Source organism: Salibacterium sp. K-3 (assembly GCF_054052005.1).
Map to the genome: position 1 here is coordinate 2,149,188 of NZ_JBSVZE010000001.1, position 22,339 is coordinate 2,171,526.

25 protein-coding genes are annotated in these 22,339 nt (G+C 48.7%); 4 read left to right on the top strand and 21 right to left on the bottom strand.

The genetic code is table 11. The annotated features are described in order from the left end of the window. Positions 1-13: 13 nt before the first annotated feature. The 4 genes from ACW9JV_RS10730 to rpmG form a co-directional block, all read right to left on the bottom strand. Complete coding sequence (locus tag ACW9JV_RS10730; protein WP_457334090.1) at positions 14-763, bottom strand: HAD family hydrolase; 750 nt, start codon at positions 761-763, stop codon at positions 14-16. 286 nt (positions 764-1,049) lie between these two features. After that, entirely contained in the window at positions 1,050-1,211 is a 162-nt protein-coding gene (locus tag ACW9JV_RS10735) for a hypothetical protein (RefSeq protein ID WP_457334092.1), read from the bottom strand. 61 nt (positions 1,212-1,272) lie between these two features. Further along, positions 1,273-1,830 (bottom strand): 5-formyltetrahydrofolate cyclo-ligase, encoded by a 558-nt coding sequence (locus tag ACW9JV_RS10740; protein WP_457334094.1) that lies wholly within the window; start codon positions 1,828-1,830, stop codon positions 1,273-1,275. 159 nt (positions 1,831-1,989) lie between these two features. Beyond that, on the bottom strand, positions 1,990-2,139 hold the full coding sequence (gene rpmG, locus ACW9JV_RS10745) for a 50S ribosomal protein L33 (protein ID WP_090925779.1): 150 nt from the start codon (positions 2,137-2,139) through the stop codon (positions 1,990-1,992). 171 nt (positions 2,140-2,310) lie between these two features. Between rpmG and ACW9JV_RS10750 the strand changes: the two genes are divergently transcribed. Next, entirely contained in the window at positions 2,311-2,667 is a 357-nt protein-coding gene (locus ACW9JV_RS10750; protein ID WP_457334097.1) for a hypothetical protein, read from the top strand. Further along, entirely contained in the window at positions 2,664-3,143 is a 480-nt protein-coding gene (locus tag ACW9JV_RS10755; protein ID WP_457334098.1) for a hypothetical protein, read from the top strand. The genes ACW9JV_RS10750 and ACW9JV_RS10755 overlap by 4 nt, the downstream gene beginning before the upstream one ends. Positions 3,144-3,181: 38 nt before the next feature. On the opposite strand, the gene ACW9JV_RS10760 is transcribed toward ACW9JV_RS10755, so the two are convergent. The 15 genes from ACW9JV_RS10760 to ACW9JV_RS10830 all read right to left on the bottom strand — a co-directional run bounded on the left by ACW9JV_RS10760 (position 3,182) and on the right by ACW9JV_RS10830 (position 18,542). After that, complete coding sequence (locus tag ACW9JV_RS10760; protein ID WP_457334100.1) at positions 3,182-5,188, bottom strand: peptidoglycan D,D-transpeptidase FtsI family protein; 2,007 nt, start codon at positions 5,186-5,188, stop codon at positions 3,182-3,184. Positions 5,189-5,275: 87 nt separating this feature from the next. Beyond that, on the bottom strand, positions 5,276-6,559 hold the full coding sequence (locus ACW9JV_RS10765; protein WP_457334102.1) for an MFS transporter: 1,284 nt from the start codon (positions 6,557-6,559) through the stop codon (positions 5,276-5,278). A 139-nt stretch (positions 6,560-6,698) separates the two neighbouring features. Further along, the gene (locus ACW9JV_RS10770) at positions 6,699-7,310 is read right to left on the bottom strand and encodes a superoxide dismutase (protein ID WP_457334104.1); all 612 of its coding nucleotides are present in this window, start codon (positions 7,308-7,310) and stop codon (positions 6,699-6,701) included. 537 nt (positions 7,311-7,847) lie between these two features. Next, positions 7,848-8,456: a phBC6A51 family helix-turn-helix protein gene (locus ACW9JV_RS10775; RefSeq protein WP_457334106.1), complete on the bottom strand. Its 609-nt coding sequence runs from the start codon at positions 8,454-8,456 to the stop codon at positions 7,848-7,850. A gap of 30 nt (positions 8,457-8,486) precedes the next feature. Next, positions 8,487-10,247 carry a hypothetical protein gene (locus ACW9JV_RS10780; protein WP_457334108.1) on the bottom strand — a complete coding sequence of 587 codons (1,761 nt, stop codon included), beginning with the start codon at positions 10,245-10,247 and terminating at the stop codon, positions 8,487-8,489. Beyond that, positions 10,235-10,588, bottom strand: coding sequence for a hypothetical protein (locus ACW9JV_RS10785; protein ID WP_457334110.1), 354 nt, complete (start codon positions 10,586-10,588; stop codon positions 10,235-10,237). Before ACW9JV_RS10785 ends, ACW9JV_RS10780 begins: the two co-directional genes overlap by 13 nt. 55 nt (positions 10,589-10,643) lie before the next feature. Then, entirely contained in the window at positions 10,644-11,513 is an 870-nt protein-coding gene (locus tag ACW9JV_RS10790; protein WP_457334112.1) for a hypothetical protein, read from the bottom strand. Then, complete coding sequence (locus tag ACW9JV_RS10795; RefSeq protein ID WP_457334114.1) at positions 11,513-11,770, bottom strand: hypothetical protein; 258 nt, start codon at positions 11,768-11,770, stop codon at positions 11,513-11,515. The genes ACW9JV_RS10790 and ACW9JV_RS10795 overlap by 1 nt, the downstream gene beginning before the upstream one ends. After that, complete coding sequence (locus ACW9JV_RS10800) at positions 11,724-12,173, bottom strand: hypothetical protein (RefSeq protein WP_457334116.1); 450 nt, start codon at positions 12,171-12,173, stop codon at positions 11,724-11,726. Before ACW9JV_RS10800 ends, ACW9JV_RS10795 begins: the two co-directional genes overlap by 47 nt. Continuing rightward, a complete protein-coding gene (locus ACW9JV_RS10805; protein ID WP_457334118.1) occupies positions 12,170-12,568 on the bottom strand; it encodes a hypothetical protein in 399 nt (132 codons plus the stop codon). The genes ACW9JV_RS10800 and ACW9JV_RS10805 overlap by 4 nt, the downstream gene beginning before the upstream one ends. Positions 12,569-12,588: 20 nt before the next feature. Further along, complete coding sequence (locus ACW9JV_RS10810) at positions 12,589-13,506, bottom strand: hypothetical protein (protein WP_457334120.1); 918 nt, start codon at positions 13,504-13,506, stop codon at positions 12,589-12,591. Between the two features lie 70 nt (positions 13,507-13,576). After that, a complete protein-coding gene (locus tag ACW9JV_RS10815) occupies positions 13,577-15,187 on the bottom strand; it encodes a TOTE conflict system archaeo-eukaryotic primase domain-containing protein (protein WP_457334122.1) in 1,611 nt (536 codons plus the stop codon). Positions 15,188-15,504: 317 nt separating this feature from the next. Further along, positions 15,505-15,930, bottom strand: a complete 426-nt coding sequence (locus ACW9JV_RS10820) for a hypothetical protein (RefSeq protein ID WP_457334124.1) — start codon at positions 15,928-15,930, stop codon at positions 15,505-15,507. An 83-nt stretch (positions 15,931-16,013) separates the two neighbouring features. Further along, positions 16,014-17,531, bottom strand: a complete 1,518-nt coding sequence (locus tag ACW9JV_RS10825) for a DnaJ domain-containing protein (RefSeq protein WP_457334126.1) — start codon at positions 17,529-17,531, stop codon at positions 16,014-16,016. A gap of 726 nt (positions 17,532-18,257) precedes the next feature. After that, entirely contained in the window at positions 18,258-18,542 is a 285-nt protein-coding gene (locus ACW9JV_RS10830) for a hypothetical protein (protein ID WP_457334128.1), read from the bottom strand. A 420-nt stretch (positions 18,543-18,962) separates the two neighbouring features. Between ACW9JV_RS10830 and ACW9JV_RS10835 the strand changes: the two genes are divergently transcribed. Together ACW9JV_RS10835 and ACW9JV_RS10840 are read left to right on the top strand one after the other, a co-directional pair. Further along, positions 18,963-19,307: a helix-turn-helix domain-containing protein gene (locus tag ACW9JV_RS10835; protein ID WP_457334130.1), complete on the top strand. Its 345-nt coding sequence runs from the start codon at positions 18,963-18,965 to the stop codon at positions 19,305-19,307. A gap of 16 nt (positions 19,308-19,323) precedes the next feature. Continuing rightward, on the top strand, positions 19,324-19,986 hold the full coding sequence (locus ACW9JV_RS10840) for an HNH endonuclease (RefSeq protein WP_457334132.1): 663 nt from the start codon (positions 19,324-19,326) through the stop codon (positions 19,984-19,986). A gap of 13 nt (positions 19,987-19,999) precedes the next feature. Here the strand turns inward: ACW9JV_RS10840 and ACW9JV_RS10845 are convergent, their stop codons facing one another. After that, positions 20,000-20,566 (bottom strand): tyrosine-type recombinase/integrase, encoded by a 567-nt coding sequence (locus ACW9JV_RS10845; protein ID WP_457334134.1) that lies wholly within the window; start codon positions 20,564-20,566, stop codon positions 20,000-20,002. A gap of 910 nt (positions 20,567-21,476) precedes the next feature. Continuing rightward, entirely contained in the window at positions 21,477-22,268 is a 792-nt protein-coding gene (locus ACW9JV_RS10850; RefSeq protein WP_457334136.1) for a helix-turn-helix domain-containing protein, read from the bottom strand. Positions 22,269-22,339: the final 71 nt, after the last annotated feature.

Here is a 22,339-nt window from a genome sequence, read left to right on the forward strand (position 1 = left end):
ACTCCACTGTCTTTCATCCTTTCAGACGGAGAGTTCGCAGCAGATAACGGGCCGTTTCCTGGAACGCCTCATGTTCTGCCTCCGGTTCGTCTTTGGTCGTCCTCGATTCTCCCCTTGTGTTGAGAAATACCGCATCCCAGCCGGCATGGATCGATCCTGCTACATCCAATTCCCAGGAATCCCCTATAAACAAAGCCCCGCTTGTATCACCCTGCATTTGATGAAGCGCATAATCGAAAATTTCTTTTTTCGGTTTTTCCACCCCTGCTTTTTCAGAAACAATCAGGTGAGATTCGGGAAAAAAGGTGTCAATGCCCAACCGGCTCAGTTTTTTCTGCTGTGTCGCTATCCGCCCGTTCGTGATAATTCCAAGGCGCAGCCCTGCTTCTTTCAAAATTGTCAGTAACGCGTGGACACCCTGAAAAGGAACACAGAAATCAGCTACTACGTCTTCATACCGTTTATGAAACCGTTCTGCGTCTCCCTTCTGATATGGCAGATCAAATGCTTTCATTGTTTCGTCGAACCGCTTTTTACGATATTGATCATGCGTCCAGTTCCCGTCTTCAAAATAACCCCAATAGAAGTCTGAATGATACTTGAACGTCTGAAACCATGATTTCACATCCACCGCTGCGAACGGGTACTCGGTTCCATCCGGCATATATATCGTTTGAAACGTGTACTGTACTGCTTTCTCAAAAGCTGATTCGTGACTGAAGAGTGTATTATCAAGATCAAAACAGATAGTATTCCACTTCATTCCTTTCCCTCCACTCTTTTTCATTATAGCAGTACAGCCTGATCATATCGAATCATTCCCGTGTATTATACAGTCAAAAAAAGATGAGTCTGGGACAAAACCTTCAAGAGACAACAAAATTCCGAACGATTTGACAGAATCGTTCGGAATTTTGTTGTACATCATGCATCTCTTCGTCAAAATACTTCGCTTTCCGTGGTACGCTATATGGGTGCCTCTCAACCTGGAATCCGACATGTTTGGTTTTTACCACCGACATACTCTTTAGTCCCAGAATCATCCTTGTCTAATGCAGAAAGGCGCCCAGCAGCGCGCGCCGCAGAAAAGGAATATTCAGCGCTGCAGCTACAGCCGCTCTCCGAAGTCCCCGTAATAAAGGCTTCGGCATAAACCTTACCAGGAAAATGGTTACTAACAGCAGCAGGATAATGTTTGTGATCCTGTTCATAACTCCGCCACTCCTCTTTTCTTCTAGTTTCTGCAGCAGCGGTTATTTTATGTACTATTCTTCAAAAGATACCCGTATCTGTAACAAGAAAATCAAGCGGAATATCATGTGATTCGCGGGGAATCCAGTTAAACAGCTGAAAAGAATACAATAAAGCACATGCAGGCGCATCGATGTTCTGAAGAAAACGATCATAGTATCCTCCGCCAAAACCTATACGGTATTTCTCCCGGTCAAATGCCATCCCGGGGACGATGATCAGATCAAAGGCACCGGGCTGAAGCAAAACAGCAGCTGTTGGATCCGGTTCCCAAATGCCGGCAAAAGCCTGTTTTGTTTCCTCATATGAAGTAATATGATAAAAAGCCAGTGTCTTATCCAATGGTTCTGTTTTTGGTATGCCGGTTATTTTCCCTTCCCGCCATGCCTGTTCAATGACCGGCTTTGTGTTGATTTCATTTTTTGTCGACATCGTAACAGCAATCGTTGAAGCATTCTGCCATAAACAGGATTGAAACAGCTGGTGGTAAATCGTTCGACTCTGCTGTTCCAGTTCGGATAAAGGCATCTGCTGAAACGTATTCCTGATCTGGAGGCGGATTTCTTTTTTCTGTTTCACCCTTTTTCCGTCCTTTTTCTGTATTGATTTCGATACTACGTGCACGAAAACATCCATTCACAAAACACAATTCTTTTCTTCATAAAAAAACGCCGCAGCATCTGCCTGCTGGACGTTTATACCTATTAAAAAAGCAGGGGAGATGGTCTCTCCTGCTGCTTATTTGGTCTCCCGGTGCAGTGTGTGCTTATTCAAACGCGGACTGAATTTTTTCAACTCAATGCGTTCCGGATTTTTACGTTTATTTTTGGTCGTAATATAGTTACGATCTCCTGTTTCCGTGCAGGCCATGGTCACTTGTACACGCATGGTATTCCCTCCTTACGTTTTAAACATCATTCATACCTAATTATAATAGCAAATAATGCCGAACGTATCAAGCATGACTGCGCGGAAATCGATAGAATCTACCAAAATCATTCTCGTCGCAGGGGTTAGCATGTATAATATGAGACATGGTCAATGGAAAGGAGGAAGATCATGGAGTGGGTAATACTCTCTTCCATTCTCTTCGGCGTGTTTCTCTTTGGGCTTTCTTTCTTGGCAGGAAATAAACAGAAAGAATGGAAAGATGAAGCAGAGCAGCGTTCCCTGCAGGTGATGGGAGATATCTATCAGGTAAAACAACGGCTTCGTATCCTCGAAGAAGAACTGCTGACAGCTCCGGGGCATGCCCCTTCTGCCAGAAAAAATTCCAAGGAGGAACTTGTCCATGAAGCGTATCAATTATACCAGCAGAATAAAAGTATCGAAGAAATTGCCGCGGTCATGGAATTAAAAACCAATGAAGTGGAGCAGCTGCTGGCTGGTAACCACAGCAGGGAGGGACTGATGTGACACGTACAAGCATACAGTTGTTTGCTTTTGGGTGGTTTGCCGCCGCCTGTTGTCTGGCCGCCGTTTATTTTCTTGCACCGCTACAGGAGTCCCCGTCCGATTCTCCGGAACAAACCACACAGGAAAAACAAAACGGGGAAACAAACGCCATGGACGAAGAACAGCTGGCCGCTACTCTCGAATCTTCCGGTTATATCGTGCTGACGGAACAGGAATACACCGCTCTGGAAGAAGAAAATGCAGCGGAACCGGAGAATGGAAACAGCGATAAAATAAAAACGATCTTACATATTGAACAAGGTATGACAAGCGGCGATGTAGCATCTCTCCTGCAGCAGCTTGAAATGATCGATGACGGCTCTGCTTTTCAGAACAGACTGCAGGAAAGCGGACGCGCTTCTTCCATTCAGCCGGGCCGGTACGAATTAAACAGTACCATGAGTGACCGGAGCATTATAAAACATATTACATCTTAAAAACGACAGCTCCCTTTTTCAGGGACGCTGTCGTTTTTTTATTCTTCTTCCTTTTCTTCCAAAGAAGGAGATTCAGGATTTTCCTTCAGGTTAAAGTAGGTATCGAGGGCTCTTCTCGCAATGGTTTTGGCAACATCCGAGCTTTCATGCAGCCCGGGTACAATAACAGCTGCCGTTACTTCTGGATCGTCATATGGGGCGTATGAGATAAAGGCCTGATTCACGCCGTCCACCGATGCCCCCGAACTTTGTTGACGGAGCGTAATTTCCGCTGTTCCTGTCTTACCGGCGGCCGTATACTCTGCTCCCTGAAAGTCCGAATAGGCGGAACCGTTGCTTTCATTAACAACGCCTCTCATGGCTTCCTGTACCATATCGATATATTGATTGTCCACCTCGATTTTATTCATGATATTCGGCTCGAACTGCTTTTTCACAGCGCCGAGCTCATCCTTATCAGGATTGGGATGCCGTATTTCTTCGACAAGACGGGGCTGCATCCGGTACCCGTCATTGGCAATGGTGGATACATACTGTCCAAGCTGCAGCGGCGTATACGTGTCAAACTGGCCGAAACTCAAATATAAAAGACTTCCCGGAGGTGTATTCCCACCCGTAATTCCCGTTGATTCTGTTGGTAAGTCGATTCCGGTCGTCGCTCCCAGTCCAAATTGATCATAGTAGTAGCGGAAGGTATCAAAAGCCTGGCTGTACGTCGTACTCGCCCAGCTCTGATTAATGCCCGGCTGATATCCTGCCAGGTTCATCGCTACATAGGACATATATATGTTGGAAGACTGGACAATCGCATCATAATAATTCACCGGCCCCATATTGTACACAGAACTGATGGTTGGGGTGGACGGCAGACTCAACGGCTGGTCGACAATGGTCGTGTATTGGTTCACAGCTCCTGTATCGAGACCGAGCATCACCGTTGCCGGTTTAACCGTCGATCCCATTTCATAAGACTTTGCGGTAACCCCCAGTTGGTCCTGATATCCTGCAGCAGCGAGGACCTGGCCGGTATCGGGTTCCATCATAACAATATACGCATTGGGTTCATTAATAAAGCTCCCCGAAAGTGCATCCATCTCTTCCTGAATAATGGTGTCCACTTCCTGCTGCAAAGCCATATCAATGGAAAGAACCAGGTCATTCCCGCGGCGTCCATTCGAGGTGTCTCCATCTGTGATGCTTCCTTTTTTGCCGCGGAGATCATTCTCGTACTGCTGCTCCAGAAAGCTGGTTCCCACTTCATCTGTTCTTGCATATCCTTTTGCGAGGTACTCATCCAGCTGCTCCCGCGGAATGGAGCCGATATTTCCGAAATAATCCGGAAATGCATCTTCATATAAGTATTGGCGCTGTGCATCGCGCAGAATATCCACCCCTGGAAGTGAATCCAGACGTTCACTGATTTTATGGGCTTCATTCCGGGTGAGATCCTTTTTTATACGGTACGGCGTATCATAATAACCGCTCACCATCTGCCCCCAGATATAGGCTTTTTTTAATTCATCATCCAGGGACGACAGCTGTTCTTCAGTTATCCGGTCCAACTGGAGATTATACAGTTCATTATCTTCCTCTTCAGCTTCTTCCCGTTCCTCTGCGGTCACAAGATTTTCAGCCTTTTTGGGATGCGTGGCTATCCAGTAATCCTGTTTCGTTCGTTTGTCCAGTTTATCGTCCAGAGTTTCATCTTCATCTGTTTCGATCGTAATAAGTTCACTAAGCCTGTCCGCAATCTTCAGTCTTTCTTTTGAAGATACAGACTGTTTATTCGTGTACGTCAGAGAAAGTGCCAGTTCATTATCAACGACGATCTCGCCATTGCGGTCATACATCAACCCCCTGGGTGCATCAATGCGGGCCTGCTGCTCAGAGGAAGACTCCTCCAGATCGCTTTCAAACTCGTCACCCTGTACAATCTGAATATAACCCAGCCTGAAAATTAAAAGCGAAAACAAAAGAAAGACCGCAAAAAACAGCAGATTTAAGCGGAAAGGGACATGATTGTTTCCTGATTTCTTATTTGCCACCTGGTTTCCTCTCCCTTTCATACATATCCGTTCCAATACCCTGTTCATTTTAGCATACTTCAAGGAGAACAAAAAGAAAAGGAGCACTCAAGTTACTGAGTCTCCTCCTCCGTTTTCCGGCATACCACCGTTTACTTTTTTCTTATCCACCAGAAACGACGTGTCAATTTCTTTAATACACCATGCCGCCGCGAAGTGTCCGGCACCGAATACGACCATGAGAATGGGAATGATGGTCTTGTCTGAAAAAAAGAGAGTCCCTATCAGAAGAAAAATGATGGAAAAAGCACGGCCGCTGTTAATAAACCATTCTTTGGTCACAAGGTATTCAATTCGCATCGCTCCGGCATCTGATGCTTTGCCCAGCACGTCATAGGTGAGGGAAACATACGGAACAAGCATCAGGGGATAAGCTGCGGAAATAAGAATCCCGTAAGTCAACAGCAGGGGAAATGACGGATGAAATACGATAAAAAAAACGGACACAAGCAGCAGAGCCCCTCCAATAAATATGGCATGTTTACGAAAATGAGGCCTCAGCATCCTGCCGACGATAAAGTATCCAAGAAATGAAACGGCTGACGTGACAAAGCCGTACGTACCAAGCGCCAGCTCACTGTTGGTTGCTGTGTACACCCACAAAATGATGACAAAAACGAAAATGCCTTCCCGGCTTCCCTGCATAAAGTGGGCATAAAGAATCCGGCGCCAGTCTCTGTTCCTTTTGATTTCAGCTGCCGCCTTTTTAACATATACAGGCCCCCGGGCATGCCGGTGCTTCATTTTAAGACTGAGAAGTACAGCCATCATAAACAGAAAAAAAGAAAGAAAAAATATAACCTGATACCCTTGTGTCTCCGGCATCCAGGTGATGACAAAACCTGCGCTGAGTGGTCCGATCATACCTGCGAAAGACGTTAACAATCCGGAAAACCCATTAAAAAAATCCCTTGTTTCCGGTTCGGTAATTTCGAACGTGAGTACATTGTATCCAAGCCAGTAAAATCCAAATCCAATACCGAGCAGGGAGCCGAGAATAAGAAGAACATGTTCTGCATTTTCCCCCGCTATCAACACGGACAGATAAAAGGCCGTCAAAATAAAAACACCGGCCCGTAAAGTGTAAATCCGGTCGGCTTTTTTGGCAATATATCCCGCCAAAAGAAAAGCCGGCGGCTGCAGAATGACAGAAGCCAGCTGATACAGGGCTATGTCACGAATCTCCCCGGACTGCTTCCACAAATAAATATTGACAAATGTATTGGACAGCGCAATGGATACAGCATACAATCCTCCAATGATAAGAAGCATAAATAAATTTTTTGTTACTGGAACATTTCCCAAGAATATTTTTGTGATTGATCGTAACATGTCCCCACCGCCCCTGCTTCTATTGTGCCGCAGGCGGCGGACGGTTATTCAATAAACAGAGCCGCTCTTCCTGAAACAACCGGTCATATAAGCGAAAAAAAGAACTGCCCCCAAAGAGCAGTTCTTTTATCGTTCTTATTTATTTCGCTTCGTTATAGCGCTTTGCTACTTCATCCCAGTTCACGAGGTTCCAGAACGCATCCACGTAGTCGGGACGGCGGTTCTGATACTTCAGGTAATACGCATGCTCCCATACGTCAATGCCGAGGATAGGCGTTTTGCCTTCCATGATTGGGGAATCCTGATTCAGCGTGTCCTGAATTTCAAGCTCGCCATTATTGACTACGAGCCAGGCCCAGCCGGAACCGAAACGACCGAGTGCGGTATTTTTGAATTCTTCTTTGAACTTGTCAAAGCTGCCCCATTTACTCTTGATGGCATCGCCAAGTTCGCCGGCCGGTTCACCACCGCCGTTCGGACTGAGGATCTGCCAAAACAGAGTATGGTTGGAATGACCGCCTCCGTTGTTTCTAACAGCGGTACGGATGCTGTCAGGCACAGAGTTAAGGTCACTGATCAAGTCGTTTACGTCTTTACCTGCCAGGTCGTCGTGACCTTCCAGTGCTGCATTCAGTTTGGTCACGTAAGTGTTGTGGTGCTTCCCATGATGAATTTTCATTGTTTCTTCATCAATGTGAGGTTCAAGAGCGTCAAATGCGTAAGGTAATTCTGGAAGTTGATGGTTTGCCATAATGAAACTCCTCCTTCAAAAGTGTATGTGTCTGCTGATTCGTGGTGCTCTTACAACCTTGATTTGCTAACGCTCAGACCAACGCTGGTATTCGTTCGCCTGACATGTTTAACGTTACCAAATTCTTTTTTTCTTTTCAACAAAAACGAATGGTGCTGCAATGAGCACCATTCGTACTGTACCACTATATAAGAAGTCATAAACATATTTTTTAAAATGGCGGAGGAAGAGGGATTCGAACCCTCGCGGGCCGTGAAGCCCCTAACGGTTTTCGAGACCGTCAAGGGATCGCCATAAGCGGACAATAACGCTACAAGACCGACCATATCAGCGTTTGCTTACCGGAAGGCATACGATACCGCATCGCATCTCTACGCGGTGTCATTTACCGATAACAATACCGCATTATGCCGGACAAGTCAAGCGTCGAATTTTGCGATTAGACGTGCCATCACCCGTCGGTCGGAAAATAATTGCGCGAGGATCGCCCTGTGCGACATAAAAAAAGACGGAGCCGCCGAAGCAGCCCCGCGTTACTTATTCCGGTGATTCGCTCGCCTCCTCGTCCGGCTGTTCCGGCTTGACGTCGATCACCTCGTCTTGATCGTGCATCTCCGCGTATTGCTGGACGATATCGTCGAGTTCCTCGTCGCTTACCGTCTTCATACCGTTCGAGGTGTCGTTCTTCACCGTGATTTCCTGCTTGTCCGATAAGCGGCCGGACAGCTTCATGATAAGTTCGATCGCCTTCATCGACGGTGTGCCGGTAATACTCCCGTCGGCCATCTCGATCAGCCTCGACGTAGCCATCGCCTGAGCGTCGTGCAGGGAAAGCGTAACGATGTCGTTTTTATACCGTTGAAATTCCGGATTGCTCCGCCACGTCTTGAGCGTATCGTGGTGGATGCCAATATTCGCGGATATATCCTGAAAGGACATCCGTTCCTTCTTCATCGCCATATCGTTCGCGGCTAGTAGCTGCGCTGCCTTCTTTTGCTGATCGTTAATCCGGTAACTACCGGCCGGTACAGTTAGGCCGGTTTCGTCCTGTATCGGTAAAGACACGATTTCCTCCGTCGGCTGTTTGGCGGCTTCTGCTTTTGCTGCGGCTTCGTGCTTGCTCCACGCTGCGCCTCCGTTTGACATATTATCGTCCTCCTTCGTTTTTTCCGTTATTTACAGCCACGCCGGTTTGTCGGTGATCCGGCGTTTGGGTTTTTTCACGTTCTCCACCGCCATTGATAGCGCGTCGATAGCATCCACCAACGACTGCCCTCGCTGGCCGTACTGCCGGAGTTGTTCGAGCAGGATGCCGTGCCGTTCGTTTAAAATGAGCGACTTATTTGCAAACATTGGTTCCAGCTGCTCGATTCGGCTTTCCTTCGTTTTGCGGCCGTGGGATTTGATGAGTTCGACGCGCGTACTGTACAGCCCGGCTCGCCGCGCGTCTTCCTGCAGCTGCCGGTGAAATTCGGAATACGCGCCGATCCCTTCAACGATAACCCGGTCGTGTTTGTATTCAGCCATGCGTTGCAGAATCGCGTCCATAAACTGCGACGGTACTTCCCGCGTGGCATAGACGTCCAATACGAACATACGGCCGCTTTTTTCGTCCTTGCCGACGGTCACGAACGCGTTTAAGGCTGACCGTTCACTCGCGCCCATCGCGACATCCCATGCGCCGGTGATCGTCATGTCGCGGAATTTGTAATATTCGCCGTTGTATTCGAGTGTTTCGCTGTTTTCATGGAAGGCGCGGCGGTAAAACTCGTATTCGTCCACGCGGAATACCGCCTCGTCGTCGGCATAACTTTCGTTCATAAATTCGCTGGCAAACGACTTCGCCCCCATGTTGATTTTGCGGTGTAGTAACTCCCGGTATGTCCAGTTTGCCGGCCACGCGAGTTGTACGCCCTCGTTCATTTCCTCTTCATTACGGCGGTAAAAGTCCTCGACCACCTGCCAGTTATCTTCCGTTACGTATAGCTGCTCATAGTCCTGCCATAATTGCAGCGCGTCCGGATATTTGATAATCGCCTGATAAAAGGTGCGGTGATAGTCGCGCCGGTTTAACAATTCGGCAAGCAGGCCGGACTGCGTCACCATCGTTCCGACGTAAATAATGTCGGTGTCCTTCGAGCCGATCGGCGTGATGACGCTGTTCCACCATTCGATAAGCTGCGTGCGGAGCGTCTCCGTGCCTTCGTTGTTGATCGAAGAAATATCATCCGCGATAACAAGATCCGGCCGGTAGCCGAGGTGCATTTTCCCGCGCAGCGATTTGTTTGCCGATGACGCTTCGACAAGCACGTTACCCGTCGTAATAAACGCCTCGTCGTTGTCCTTCGCATTCCGTAACGTCTGCAAGTAAAGCAGCTCACCGAAATCCTCCCGTAGCTTTTCGTTGTATTTCAGCTGTGTGGCGACGGAAGCCACGATTTTCTTCGACAGCGAATCCGTCTCCGATAACATCAGTACGTACGCCTTCCGCCGGTATACAAGTGCGTGCAACGTCTGTATTACCGACATAATCTGCGTTTTAGCGTGGCCGCGCGGCGCAGCTATGACGTAGTTATCGCCTTTTTTCCGTTGTGCGGCATCGTTGCAAACGTCATAAAAATCGCGGTGAATCGTTGCCATTTCGTCCATTGTTTCGTGCGGTGTGCCGTCCTCATCGTTTCGGATGATGTTGCCGGCCGCATTGCCGGCGTTACGTTCGTCCGAGAAATACTCGTACGCGAAAACGGCCACGTCGTCCTCGGCGGCATTGATCGCCTGCAGCCGTTTGATTTCCGCGTCCATTCCTTTTAACGTGTCGGCCTGTTCCGTATAGCCTGCGCTGACCTGCCGGGCGAGTTCCTTCGCCGATTTTCGGAATTTTTTCAGCCGTTCATCGCGCTGTTTTCGTCCGATCCATTCGTCTCCTACGATAGCCATTTTATCGCCTCCCTTTCATGTCGGCCGATGTCTTCCGCAGCTTTTTTAATCGCCTTTTCCTTTTTGGAAACTTTCCGCCGTTGCCGCTTGATCTTTCGAGGTGGCTCGCCGGCTGCGTGCATCTGCTGGAGTTTTATTCCTTCTTCGATGCCCTCTTTTGCAGCTTGGCCGTATTTTCTTAATGCCGGATGATCGGCGTCTGTTAAGCCGTTTATCCTTAGATCCAGTTCATCTTTTTCGTATTTAACGGCATCAAAGGGATGTCCTTCGTTTAATTTCTCAGCAATCGTTTGAGATAGCCGGCCGATCCGTTTAATGGTCGGCGTATAGTCTGTTATCACGTTTTATCACCTCGTTATTACAATAGGAAAGCGCCCGGTAAAGGGCGCCTGGTTTTTATAATCCTGTGCTTTTTCTCATGATTGCGTCGGCCCCTGCCTGCCTTGCGTGTTCTTGTTCCGCTCGTTCGTCTGCGCGTTTTTGGGCTTCCAGTTCTTCATCTCGATAAGGTTTCGGTGCTTCATCCGGCATGGCCTCAAAGATTTCAGCGGTACGATCGATGTACTGGACGTTATCAGTTCCCATGATTGGTTGAAATTTAGCTTTTTGTGACAAAGTCGAATCTTGCTCCATCAACGGATTTAAGAAAAAGTGTTCCTCTCCCATTTTCTCGTTTGTTTCCTCATATAATTTACGGGCTTCCTTTACTTCCGTAGGCTCGATGTCTTGGAATTTTTTATAAAGGTCTGTCTTTAATTTCCTCGCGTCTTGGCCTGCATCTGATAATATCGATGATGTCAGTTCCGCAAAATCTTCCTGAAAGACACTTCTATAATAAGGATCATCATAAGTATCAATAAATTTTTCTAGTTTCTCTTTGGCTTGGTTGGAATTAGGTTCGAGCATGATTTCCGTTTTTAGCCTATTGTAATCTTGTTGAAATCTCTCTAATTCCGACGCTCTAGGCTTTTTCGGTTTCTGATAAGCTATTTCTCTCGCGATTCGGTTTGCCTTTTGTACCTCTACGTCATGTTGCTGCTTTCTTTGGTGCAGCTGTCTAAACGCGTGCATGGAAAATTCAGCTTGAAACTCCCTCTTTTTCTCCTGCTTCCCTTCCTCCGACAGTTTGGTATCGGCATTAATTTGATCGATTTGTTCTTTACCGTCTCTATGCAATTGCGCCAAAAAGCCCATATTACCGGTTTTAATTTCATGTGAGGTCATGAGGTGTTGTTTTGCATCTTCCAGAGTTTTGTTTTTTAACATTATTCATCTACTCCTTTAAAAATGGTTTTGAGGTCTTTTACTTCATCGAAGCCGAGCGCCTCTGCATGTTCTCTCGCCTGCTTCGCGGCGTGTCCCGCGATAAAATCCCTGTCTGTTGTCGTATACATTCCGCCCGTCCTGCCTGCAATCTCTCCGGTTTCCACGTCGGAAATTCGGGTTTTCACCTCGTATATTCCGTCCTCTATCGGCTCAACGCGTATCACGATCCGGCATGTCGCCGGCTGTAATTGCGTCATCGTCAATCACCGCCCATACTGTCGATTTTCTTGCGTCCGCGTCCTCCGATAACTCCCGTAACTCTATCCGCGTTTCGTTACCATTCCGCGGAAACGTCTGTATGTCGAGGGATACGCCGTAATTGGCCGTTATCGACCCTGCGCGCGATTCCAGCTGTGCCTTCCGCATAAAGAAAGCGTTCGTGCCGGCGATTCGTACTGTTTCGACACCTTCCGACAACGCCGCGAAAATGTCCGGGAGTAATAACAGGAATGTCCGCGTCTTGTAGGCCGGCGGGTCGTTGATATAGACGCTGCCGACTTTATGCGTCCGAAATACTTCGTCCACGCCTTTGTACGCGATTTTGATGCCGGCTGTCTGTTCGTCGATCCGCACGTCTACATAAGCTGTAGCCGCGGTCATTCGTCGTCTGCCTCCTCCGTTGCAAACGTGACGGTGACGCTGTATTCGTTGATAAATTCGAGGAATATCCGGCGGAGCGTCGTGTTCTCGTTGACGCGCGTGCCGGTTATTTCCTGCGGCAACTGCCGGCTGTCAGTGGCGACGATAAATTCCTCGATGTCCTCTTGCTCCAACATGTTCCGGATGGCCGACTGCAGCGATTTGTACGCCACAAAGATAGCGTTAGACTGCGTAAAGTGATTCTCGTACGTGTACGTTTGGGTGGCCGTTCTCACCGTCACCACGGCGGTATATTCCCGCGGGGCGGTATTTTGGACGGATTGGCTTACGTATGCTTTCATTTTTCTGCCTCCTTTACTTGACTTAAAGTATGTGGTAGATTGAAGATGAGGCATTTTACCCTCTCCTTCATTGACTACGTGATTTTTTCCCGGCTTTTTAGCCCACAAGACGCGCCTTGCAGGGATTTTATTAAACTTTTTTCTTTCAATTCTTCGTAAGTCAACTCGTACATATTAAACGTTGACATACCTCCGTGTTTCCCTTCCGATGCTTCCTCTTCCTCGTCCAGCTGCGGTTGCCTGTAACGCTTTTCATTCCGATCTCGATCGACACGCCCGCCTTTATGCAGGCCGGTCAGGTACTCCCTTGTGTTGTCTTCCATCCGCATCGCTATTTCTTTCGCCTTGTACTTATTGTCGTTCGTAGCCAGCCTGTTTGATTGGTAGGCTTCACGCGGCAAGTATGTCGGCGCAGAATAGTCCGGACTGGCTTCCGTTCGGCGGTACTCTTTGCGGGCGTCTCGTTCTTTCTGACTGCAATCCCCGCAACAAAACTGCTGATCTTTACGAGCCGGCTTGAAATACGTGATACAAAACCGGTGAGCGCACGGTTGGTACTCCCGGCGTATGGCCTTAAATTGATAGGCGTCGATTTTATCGTTTTCATAGTCCTTAAGCAGGTCGTCGATGAGATCCGGCAAAGTGTACGTGGATCGGATGGTGTACTCGTGTTCCATCGCCTGCCACTCTGCCCGCGTCCGGTGATATATTTCCTCGCGTTCGGCCTCCCGTTCGAGGTTTTCGGCCACGAAGTCCAACGTATCCCCCATGACTTCCAACGCGCGCCGCTTATTATGGATAAAAAACGGTGATGTCTGCTCGCCCTTGTCGTTACGTTTGGTTTCCGGAAAGGCTTCGACCTCTTCGTCGATTTGTTCGGTCATCGCGGAAATTGCGGCCTCATAGTCGGTGACGTGGGCGCGTTGCAGTTTGGTTTGGAGGCGGCGGGCAGTCGTGTGTAACGTCGGTGATTTTGTTTCTGCTACTGACATTTACATTTCCCCTTTACAATGTACATTTACCGTGGTATCGTGATAGATGTAGAAGTAGAAAAGCGCATGATTAGTTTAGTTTTAATTTTTTGAGAGCCTTAGGCTCGTAAAGTTTGGCAGCGATTTGTTTGAGTAAGGCACGGCTGTCTGTGTCATCGTCAAACGTGAAGCTGTCCATGATTTCTGCGTCTTCTTCTACATGTGATGGTTTATTTAATTGGTATACTGTAGCCTTTCGCTGGGTATAATAGTTGTCAGGAACGTCGTACCGCAAATACTCGTTCTCGGACAGCCATTCCCGGCTTCTTTGTATTGTGTTCGGGCCGATCCTTTTCGGTTTACTTAGTAGCGTTGTTATCATCTCCCTTGACGCAAAAAATTCCCCCTCGTTGTCCGCGTAGGCTTTCTCCAGTAGTAGGCATGTCCATAAAAAATCCCTGCTCGCTTGTGTGCCACCGGCCTCGATGACACTCGCAATCCATTCGATTTCCTTTTTTGTTATATCAACCTCCCTTACCTTCGTATACAGCCCCGTCACCTTTGGAAAGTAATCTCTTATCAACGCCTCAATCTCTTTAACGCATTGATCCCAGGACGTCGATACATGCCCCATCTCGATTTGTTCCTCTGTCCATCTTTTTAGGATCTCTTCTGTGCCTTCCGCGTCATGCCCTAACTCCGTTTTTAAGTACGGAATCAGCACGTTACGCATCGCCTTCCACCGCGTACCCTTGCCGGGCAATCCATCGCGCAGTAACTTCACGGCCGTATCCCGTTTTTCTGCCGCTGACTTAAACAGGTCAAACTCCGTAATGGTCACGCCTGTGTTCCGGCTGGCCTTTTCGTCGTCCTCGTCCGGCTCGTCGGCCTGTGCCGCCGCCACCTCTTCTTCCCGTTGTGAAATGTCGGCTTCGTGCTGCTTGGCTCGTTTCAGCATCGCAAAAATACCGGCCATATCCTGTATCTGCTCGATCGCGTGCAGGTAATCGTGAGACGCCGGCACGCTGTAGACCTCGAAGGTATCCCGGTCGACGAATCCCGCGAAATTGCCCGTTTTCGGATGGAATGTCAGCGGTAACTTCCACGCCTGGCCGTTCGTTGCCGTCGGCCGAAACTCAATCGCCTCGCCGGTCAGTCCGGCCTGATCCCGAATATACCGGCCGATCAGCGTCCAGTCTGCGAAGGTCAGGTGCTTCCGCGTAAACAACTCGATGTGGTAGCCCTTGCCACCGCTGTAGCTTACGTGGATGTCGGCCGCCACAATACCTTCCGCCTGTAGTGTCGCGATCAACTGCCGGGCGTGGGCCTCCGCCTGTTCTCCGCTGTCGACGTCAAAGCCGAAATACCGGGCGTGTGTGCCGTGCGCAAATACAGCCAGCGGTGATTCCCCGGTAAAATGCCGATACAGCGCCGCGTCATTTAATGGAAACTTCGATGCCTTCCGGATGCCGGCCGCCCTTGCTTCGTCGTAGTCCGCAAAGTATTCCCGCATCACATACCGGATGTCGCCGGCCTGGTGGAAGCCCTGCACCCACTTCGTAAAATCGACGTTGTACAGGCGTTTGATCGCTTCCTTCGACCGCTGGGGCAGCGTGTTGTACGTCAGACCGTTATCCCGTTTGTAGGCTGATAGAGACGGGTAGCCCATTTTGACGGCGTGGGCTTTCGTGTACCGGCGCATTGGCTCGCCCGTTAGCGGACAGCGTACCGGCAGACTGTGTATATCGTAGCCTGTCATTTACTCCCTCCTACTTTACTGTTCATTTTGGTACAACAAATGTATTTATTATTTTTTTATTATGACGAGAAATATCGACCCTTCCGTATACATCGACATATACCGATATACAACGAATGCTATCGCATAAACATAACCTTCGGTCACTACGTTCCCTCGGTCAACTATCTTATCGCAATAATACGTATAACCTAGCCGAGCCGTCAGGCGAAGGCGGGGCGGCAGTCCCTTGAAGTTGCCGGCATATACCGCACACTCCGTCATGTAACGTAAAGGTCGTCATCCAGCAGCGCACAATACGTATCCTGCGCGGTCAGAAATAACTCGTTGTCCAGCCGGAGGACAGATTCGAGCATATCGCCCACCGCGTCATACTCGGTGTTCAGCCGGTCGAGCAGCCGGTCGTAATACTTGCCGATGTAGGACGAGGCTGCCCGGTTTTTGGCGGTCTGTATCACCTTCGTGTATCGGCTGCGGGCGTGCATAAATACCTGTGTGCCTTCGCCGGGATTCAGCCGGCCGCGGTCTTCCAGCTTGACGATATACGCGAGGACTTCCGCCCGTATCCTCGACAGCGACGCCCTCACCGCCTCCATATCGGTAATCTCCGCTTTGCTTTCGGGCAGGTAGTCCGGCTTTAAGTTGACCTGTCGCAGGCCGGCGGACGTCATCGTAAATAGTGACATACTAGCATCGCGCTCCTTCGTGATTTTGTCGGCGGCCTCCGGTAGCCTGCCGCCTCATACATTACGTGAGATTTTCCCGATGTTTAGCCGGCGGCGGTCGCTTGCTTTTCGGTCAATGTGTCGTAGGCTTCCTTCACCAACTCGAAAAGGTAATCGTTGCCGCCTTGATCCGGATGGACGACCTTCATTAACTCGCGATACTTCCGCTTGATGTCGGCCTGGCTTGCGTCGGGTTCGAGGCCGAGTGTCCGGTAGTATTTGCGGTTATCCTGTTGTTTCGAGCCGAATTGCCGGAAAAAGTCGTCGAAACCTTGATATTTCCGTTTGCTTTCTTCTTGCGCTCTCTCCCTCTCCGCGATAAGCCGGTCGAGTTCCCCCTCGATTTCTTCGAGTTTCCGCCGGTATTCCTCGTGCGTCCAGGACATGCGGTTAAACTCGTCCAGCTGGTCTATTAATTCCTCTGTACGCGCAGAAAACCCAGCCCGTACTCCTTTATTGATGATCGCGATTAGATGACTAAAATTGTCGCCGGAGATACCGAAATGATATTTATCGGACACGCCTTCGAGGTTGACGTTAGCGTCGATGCTCCACCACTCTTTTAAACAGCGTTCTTGATCGTCGTGTGATAACCGCGCAAAAGGTTTTATGTCACTTATCTGGACGTGTTCGCCATCTTCGAGGGAATCCCACAAGTCCGGCCGGATACGTTGGGCAGCGTCGCTCATTGACATGTCTTCCGATATTTGTTCTACCTCCGACTCTTCACCTTCATCCTCTAAATTCTCGACGAATCTGTTTAATTGTTCATCGTCTTTTACAACCGACAATGAATGACAGAGGTATTCGAATATCACCCTTTTGCGTGGATCTGCCTCGTATTGGTTCAATAAGTGAAGCGATCCTTCCACCGCTTGATGTAATTGATCGGTATACTCGGATATGACTTCTGTATCGGCCTGGGAAATAAGGTCATAGTCGTGAACACATTCCCGCGTAAATTGCGGAATCCGCTCCTTCATCCGGTGACGAAGTATGTTGTTTGCGTTCAACTCGTCGCCCTCGCTGGGCTGTTGCCGCTGCTGCCGCGACTGTCCTTTGCTGCCTTCTTTCCCCGTCTCGCGGGGTTTCTGCCGGGGCTGTTTCCGCGCCTTCACGACCGCCTCGACCTCCCGCGCTGACATATCGGCCACGGTCTTTGTCACGCCCGGCTGATCCGGCAACTCATGCGCCTGCTCGATAAACTTCCGCCGGTCAATGTCGGAGGGCAGCGATAGCATTGCGTACAGTTTGGTCGGAGATAAACCCGTCAGCGCTGACGTATGTTCCGAGGTTAGGTCGCCGAGTTGGTCGGCCGCCTGCATCATGCGCTGGGCTTTCCGCGGTTGGATACCGACCTTCTCGAGCCAGCCGGTAAACTCGCCGTGCGTTAAGTCCTCGTCTTTCACCTTGCGCAGCCGTTTGCCGATCTCTAACACGGATTCCCCGATGATTTCCTGATACTGCCGAATCTCCGTCTCGATGGTTGAAAGGACATCCTCTGCTTCCGTGACCTCTTTCTTCCTCTTATGCGCGTAGAAATCGACTGGTTCAAACGCCATAGGATCGCCGCCCTTTCGTATGAATTTAAAATACCCTCTACTAGGTTATACGCCAAAAATCACATAAATCTTAGGGTTGACACGGGAATTTCTTAAAAAACCTTCTACCCAAGTATCGAAATCCAAATCTAAAAAATTAGGGGCAATCGTAAAGTTCCTGCTACTATATAATGCACAGATAAATCGCTTAGTTGGGACAATTCATCCCGTCGCACATTTATTTCCCTCCTATTATATATACTAGAGTGAAAATAGCATTTTGGACACTTTCCCAAAAATTTCCTTATACACTACTGTAGTTATAAACTTTTCGGTTTCGCACATCTATTCCGAAATTTTATCGAAGAATTTTTTGCCGCCTACTTCTCTATGCCAATCGAATATGCCGTCTTGCACAATTTTTGCGAAAAAAAAATAACGCCTCTATTTCTAATACAGCATTTCGTCCGTCTACGTGGGACAAGATTCCTCAAGTATTTCCTCTACTTTTAAAGGCGCAGATGTACATTCGATTTGGGACAAAATTTAAACGGCAGCCGGCCGACACCGCCAGATGCCGACCGACCGCCTGTATATGTCGCGATTACTCCGCCAAAAGTAACCGCAATGCTCGCGCCCTCCTGCGCTGCCAAGTCCGGCCAACGCCGCCAAACGCCGGCCGCCGGGGTATCGCCAAATACCGCCCACAATCATCGGGCGGGTGCTTTGAATGTGCTTCCGCCCTTTTTATTCGATGCCGTGCGCCTCCAGTAGCGCAAGCAACTCGACCGCCTCAAATTCGTCGATATTTTCGATAATCGGCCGTGTCTCGGCGTTCAACGCGAAAGGGATGTCGGCCTGGCCAATTCTCATTTCGGCGCTGTCGTCGCCGTACGTTCGGATGACCACGCCCGGTATGACCGGATAGGTTCGGATAACGATGTAAATGTCGTCCTCCAAGTGGAAATTTTCGATGTCTGCCGGAGTTACCTCGATTTCCTCTGCGATGGCTGTTGCTGTTGTAACGTTCATTGTTCTTCCGCCTCCTCTTTCCTAATTAATTCCGGATTGTTCAGTTTCGTAAGTAACGCCTGCATGTCCTCGTCCTCTTCGCGCTGCAAGTAGTCCGACAAGGCAAACACGAGCATGGCCGCGTCCTCATATTCGAGGGATATGCCGATTGTTCGGCGGTTCGGGTCGTTTGTTACGTGGATAGCGCATCTACCTCCCTTTACCCTTTCTATTACACTTTTAAACGTCTAGGAGTATAATATGGTGAAAAAATTTTGCTAGCTGGTTACAATCGTTATCCTTCTAAACGTCTTAGAGTATATTCATCGTATCACCGGGAATAATTGAAGTCAATACATTTCGCGAAAATAAATTGATAAACGTTTAGAAGTATAATATGATGAATGTAACAAACGCAATTTACGAAAGAAGTGACGCAATATGAGCGATAACAAAAACGGCGTTAAACGAGGCCAGGACGCTATAAACGAATTATATAACAGTGAACCGGACGACCCGGCCAACGAACGGCTTTTCGTCGTCATCCACCTGAAACAACGCATGAAGGAACGAAATCTCACGCAGATGCAACTGTCGGAAATGTCCGGCGTCCGGCAGGCGACGATCAGCCAGCTATCGCGCGGCCATGCCGAGAAAATCCACGTGCCGACCCTCGAAAAGATTGCGGCCGCGATGGGAATAACGGATATTACGCAGCTTATTACCTTCGAAATGGAGTCCGAGATTATGAGCCAGTCGAATCCGTTCGAGATCGAAAATGAATAAAAGGAGAGAATATATCATGAATTTGAACGCTAAAAACGAATATTACTTAACTAAAATAGGGAACCGAGATTATATTAAGTTATTAACAAACGGCAAATACAAAAAAGAAGTAATTGTAGACCTTCACACATGGAAGAATTATCTTTACAAATTTAGTTGGACTGTAACTAAAAATAAAAAGTACTCTCAAATAAAAACTAGCTTAAATAAACATTCCGTAAGAATGTGTAGAATGATTATTGAAAACGAAAAATCTGAATTAGACTACTGGGGAAACGGTGTGGATCATATAAACAATAACCCTTTAGATAATCGTGTTGAAAATTTAAGAATTTATAATAGTAAACTTAATTCTACAAACATAAGAAGTAAATATTCAGATGATGATATGCACATGATTCACACTCAAGGATATAAAGCTAAAAATGGCGAATATAGAATTTATTCTTATAAAGTTCATGCTAACATTTTTGATGAAACAAAATATCAAAACTTTTCCACTATTGAAGAAGCTAAAGAGTATCGCGACAACATATTAATACCCTACATATCAAGACGAATTGAAGATCTGAAAAAGAAAACTAGAGATATAGAATTTGAAAGAGGTTTAAGAGACAAACTGAATAATAATGAGATTGAAGAAGTTAAATCTATATTGCAAAAATACAATATCTTATAAAAAGAGTATTCACTCACACCTCAATCCCCTCGTACGCCTCGTCGATTTCGTCCTGTTCGATGCCGATGTATCGTAGCGTTTCCCGTTCCGACGAATGCCGCAAAATGTGCATAATCCGAGTAATGTCCGTGCCGTTCTCGTATAGCATCCAGCCGAACGTTTTCCGCAAAGTGTGCGTACCGATCCGGCCGATGTTGCCGGCGATGCCTGCGCGTTCTGCTGCCGCGTTTAGTATCCGGTAAGCCTGGACGCGATCAATCGGCTTGTTGCTTCGCTTGCTCCGGAATAAATAGGCGTCATCGCTGACGTTTTTGCCGCCGTCGTCGTCGCCGTACAGCTGCGCGATTTCTTTCCGGACAGAGGCCGACAGTTTAATTTCACGCCGCTTGCCGGTTTTTTCCTCCGTCATATACAGCCGGTCTTTGCCGCGGACGTCGCCGACCTTTATCGTGAGCAGGTCGGAAATCCGGAGGCCGAGCGATACGCCCATGACGTATAACAGCCGGTCGCGGCCGTGTAACGCGTCCTTCATCTTCTGCCGATCCTTTGCCGATTTAATAGCGTGTACTTCGTTTGCCATCGTGCACCCCCCGATTAATACAACGTTTATTCCGAATATGTTGTGTTAATTATACCGGAAGAGGGCGGCCGGACGCAATAGGGTGACGGAAAAAATTTCGTTGACCCCCGGATGAATTTCGGCACGCGGTTGTTATGAACGGCAGGTGAGCGGGGTACCGACGGGGTAGCTTAGGGGGGTTGCCGGCCTGCCTTCCGCTGCTCGTCCGTTGAATAATAACGATAAAAAACGTTTTTCTTTCGTTGTTTGTCGCTGAATAAACGATACATTTTTGCGCATAAACAACACAACACAAGCGTATTATGTTGTATGTGGCGACAACAAAGAACGCTGTCATGTCGGCGATCGTCCGTGTTATACGCTCGTCTGTATCACGCAGGCATAATATGCAGCCGACAACACGCGGTATGACAAGGCCGGCGGTAAGCGGGCGGTGCATATAATCGTGTATATCGGGGGCATATCGAAGGGCTTACCGGCCAGCCGTTAATACGAACGCCTTTTCGCCTATCTGCCGCCCACCCCTGGTTTTTGCGGAGGGTCTTTAAATACGCCCCGTCACGCATGTTAGCCGGCCGCCCAGCGGACAGCCCTCGCACACCTACGCCTACATGTCGTGCAATTTCCGCAATATGTACGTTATATGTAGTAGGTCTACCGGCTATTTCGGCGCGTTTATGTCGGCAGGCAGGCCGCCGGGTTTCCGCCCAATTATACCGCCCTCTCATCCTCTCGTCCGTACTAGCGTCCTCTCGCTGTATGCCGGTAGGTAACGAATTACTACGACAGTACACGGTAGGTAACGTAATGTCCGATAGGTACGGTGTAATACGACAGTCTACGAAGTACTACGACATTATCGACATAATAAAAAAAATAATAAATACATTTGTTGTACCAAAATGAACGGTTACGCCGGCAACATCCCGGAAACCTCCGCCTCATACATCCGGTCAAACAGCCGCGACAACACGCCGTTGAAGTAGCCGGCCATATTGCGGATGTGCTGCCGTTTGGTAGCGTGGAAGGTTATCGAGAGCGCCCGGACAGCTGCGTCGATCAGCTCGCTTTCCTCGTAGCCAGGCCGGAGGTATTTTGTCTGCGCGAGGTACACCCCGTATAGTCGGCTTATTGTCCGTTGCCCTGCGTCGATGTACTGCCGGATCACTTTGCGGAAACGAGCATAGGACGGACTGTACGACGACTCTTGCTTCGCCTGACACGTATTATTAGTAATAATCTCTTGGTTCTCGGAATATAATGGTTCACTTTCGGCATGAGACGTTCTCTCGGCCTGCTGTGGCGGTTCTGTCGTTGCTTCACGGGGTAACGCCCGCGGAGTAATACTCGGCTGTATAACGAACAGATTCGCCCCGTTGCCGCCCTTCACTCGACGCATAACCGGCAGGCTTTCGATGATACCGGCAGCCGTCAGCTTCTTTATATTGCGGATGACGGTCATTCTCGTTTTGCCGATGGCGGCCGCGATGGTGGCGTACTTTAAAAACGACACGCCGGCATACTTGCAGCTGTACCGGCTCGTATATCGGATAATCTCGACGGCGGTGTCCGGCAGGTCGGCCGCGTGCTGGGCGATGTGTTCGTCTACTTTTGCGTCCATCTCCGCCTTATTCCGGAAGGTTTGGCGCTGGATGGCTTCCGGGGCATATTCGCGAAGGTATTCTCGTCTTTCGTTCTTCATTTTCGTTCACTCCTCGGGTAGGAGCGCCATACACGAATATACGTTCGGTTTTAACGGCAGACCGGCAGAAT

Bases quoted from the DNA above. Each gene is read 5' to 3' on its own strand.
- rpmG (WP_090925779.1), bottom strand. From the start codon at position 2,139: ATGCGTGTACAAGTGACCATGGCCTGCACGGAAACAGGAGATCGTAAC.
- ACW9JV_RS10810 (WP_457334120.1), bottom strand. From the start codon at position 13,506: ATGTCAGTAGCAGAAACAAAATCACCGACGTTACACACGACTGCCCGC.
- ACW9JV_RS10775 (WP_457334106.1), bottom strand. From the start codon at position 8,456: ATGTCAAACGGAGGCGCAGCGTGGAGCAAGCACGAAGCCGCAGCAAAA.
- ACW9JV_RS10735 (WP_457334092.1), bottom strand. From the start codon at position 1,211: ATGAACAGGATCACAAACATTATCCTGCTGCTGTTAGTAACCATTTTC.
- ACW9JV_RS10820 (WP_457334124.1), bottom strand. From the start codon at position 15,930: ATGTCACTATTTACGATGACGTCCGCCGGCCTGCGACAGGTCAACTTA.
- ACW9JV_RS10730 (WP_457334090.1), bottom strand. From the start codon at position 763: ATGAAGTGGAATACTATCTGTTTTGATCTTGATAATACACTCTTCAGT.
- ACW9JV_RS10835 (WP_457334130.1), top strand. From the start codon at position 18,963: ATGAGCGATAACAAAAACGGCGTTAAACGAGGCCAGGACGCTATAAAC.
- ACW9JV_RS10815 (WP_457334122.1), bottom strand. From the start codon at position 15,187: ATGCGCCGGTACACGAAAGCCCACGCCGTCAAAATGGGCTACCCGTCT.
- ACW9JV_RS10850 (WP_457334136.1), bottom strand. From the start codon at position 22,268: ATGAAGAACGAAAGACGAGAATACCTTCGCGAATATGCCCCGGAAGCC.
- ACW9JV_RS10795 (WP_457334114.1), bottom strand. From the start codon at position 11,770: ATGACGCAATTACAGCCGGCGACATGCCGGATCGTGATACGCGTTGAG.
- ACW9JV_RS10825 (WP_457334126.1), bottom strand. From the start codon at position 17,531: ATGGCGTTTGAACCAGTCGATTTCTACGCGCATAAGAGGAAGAAAGAG.
- ACW9JV_RS10805 (WP_457334118.1), bottom strand. From the start codon at position 12,568: ATGCCTCATCTTCAATCTACCACATACTTTAAGTCAAGTAAAGGAGGC.
- ACW9JV_RS10845 (WP_457334134.1), bottom strand. From the start codon at position 20,566: ATGGCAAACGAAGTACACGCTATTAAATCGGCAAAGGATCGGCAGAAG.
- ACW9JV_RS10800 (WP_457334116.1), bottom strand. From the start codon at position 12,173: ATGACCGCGGCTACAGCTTATGTAGACGTGCGGATCGACGAACAGACA.
- ACW9JV_RS10840 (WP_457334132.1), top strand. From the start codon at position 19,324: ATGAATTTGAACGCTAAAAACGAATATTACTTAACTAAAATAGGGAAC.
- ACW9JV_RS10765 (WP_457334102.1), bottom strand. From the start codon at position 6,559: ATGTTACGATCAATCACAAAAATATTCTTGGGAAATGTTCCAGTAACA.
- ACW9JV_RS10790 (WP_457334112.1), bottom strand. From the start codon at position 11,513: ATGTTAAAAAACAAAACTCTGGAAGATGCAAAACAACACCTCATGACC.
- ACW9JV_RS10770 (WP_457334104.1), bottom strand. From the start codon at position 7,310: ATGGCAAACCATCAACTTCCAGAATTACCTTACGCATTTGACGCTCTT.
- ACW9JV_RS10780 (WP_457334108.1), bottom strand. From the start codon at position 10,247: ATGGCTATCGTAGGAGACGAATGGATCGGACGAAAACAGCGCGATGAA.
- ACW9JV_RS10830 (WP_457334128.1), bottom strand. From the start codon at position 18,542: ATGAACGTTACAACAGCAACAGCCATCGCAGAGGAAATCGAGGTAACT.
- ACW9JV_RS10750 (WP_457334097.1), top strand. From the start codon at position 2,311: ATGGAGTGGGTAATACTCTCTTCCATTCTCTTCGGCGTGTTTCTCTTT.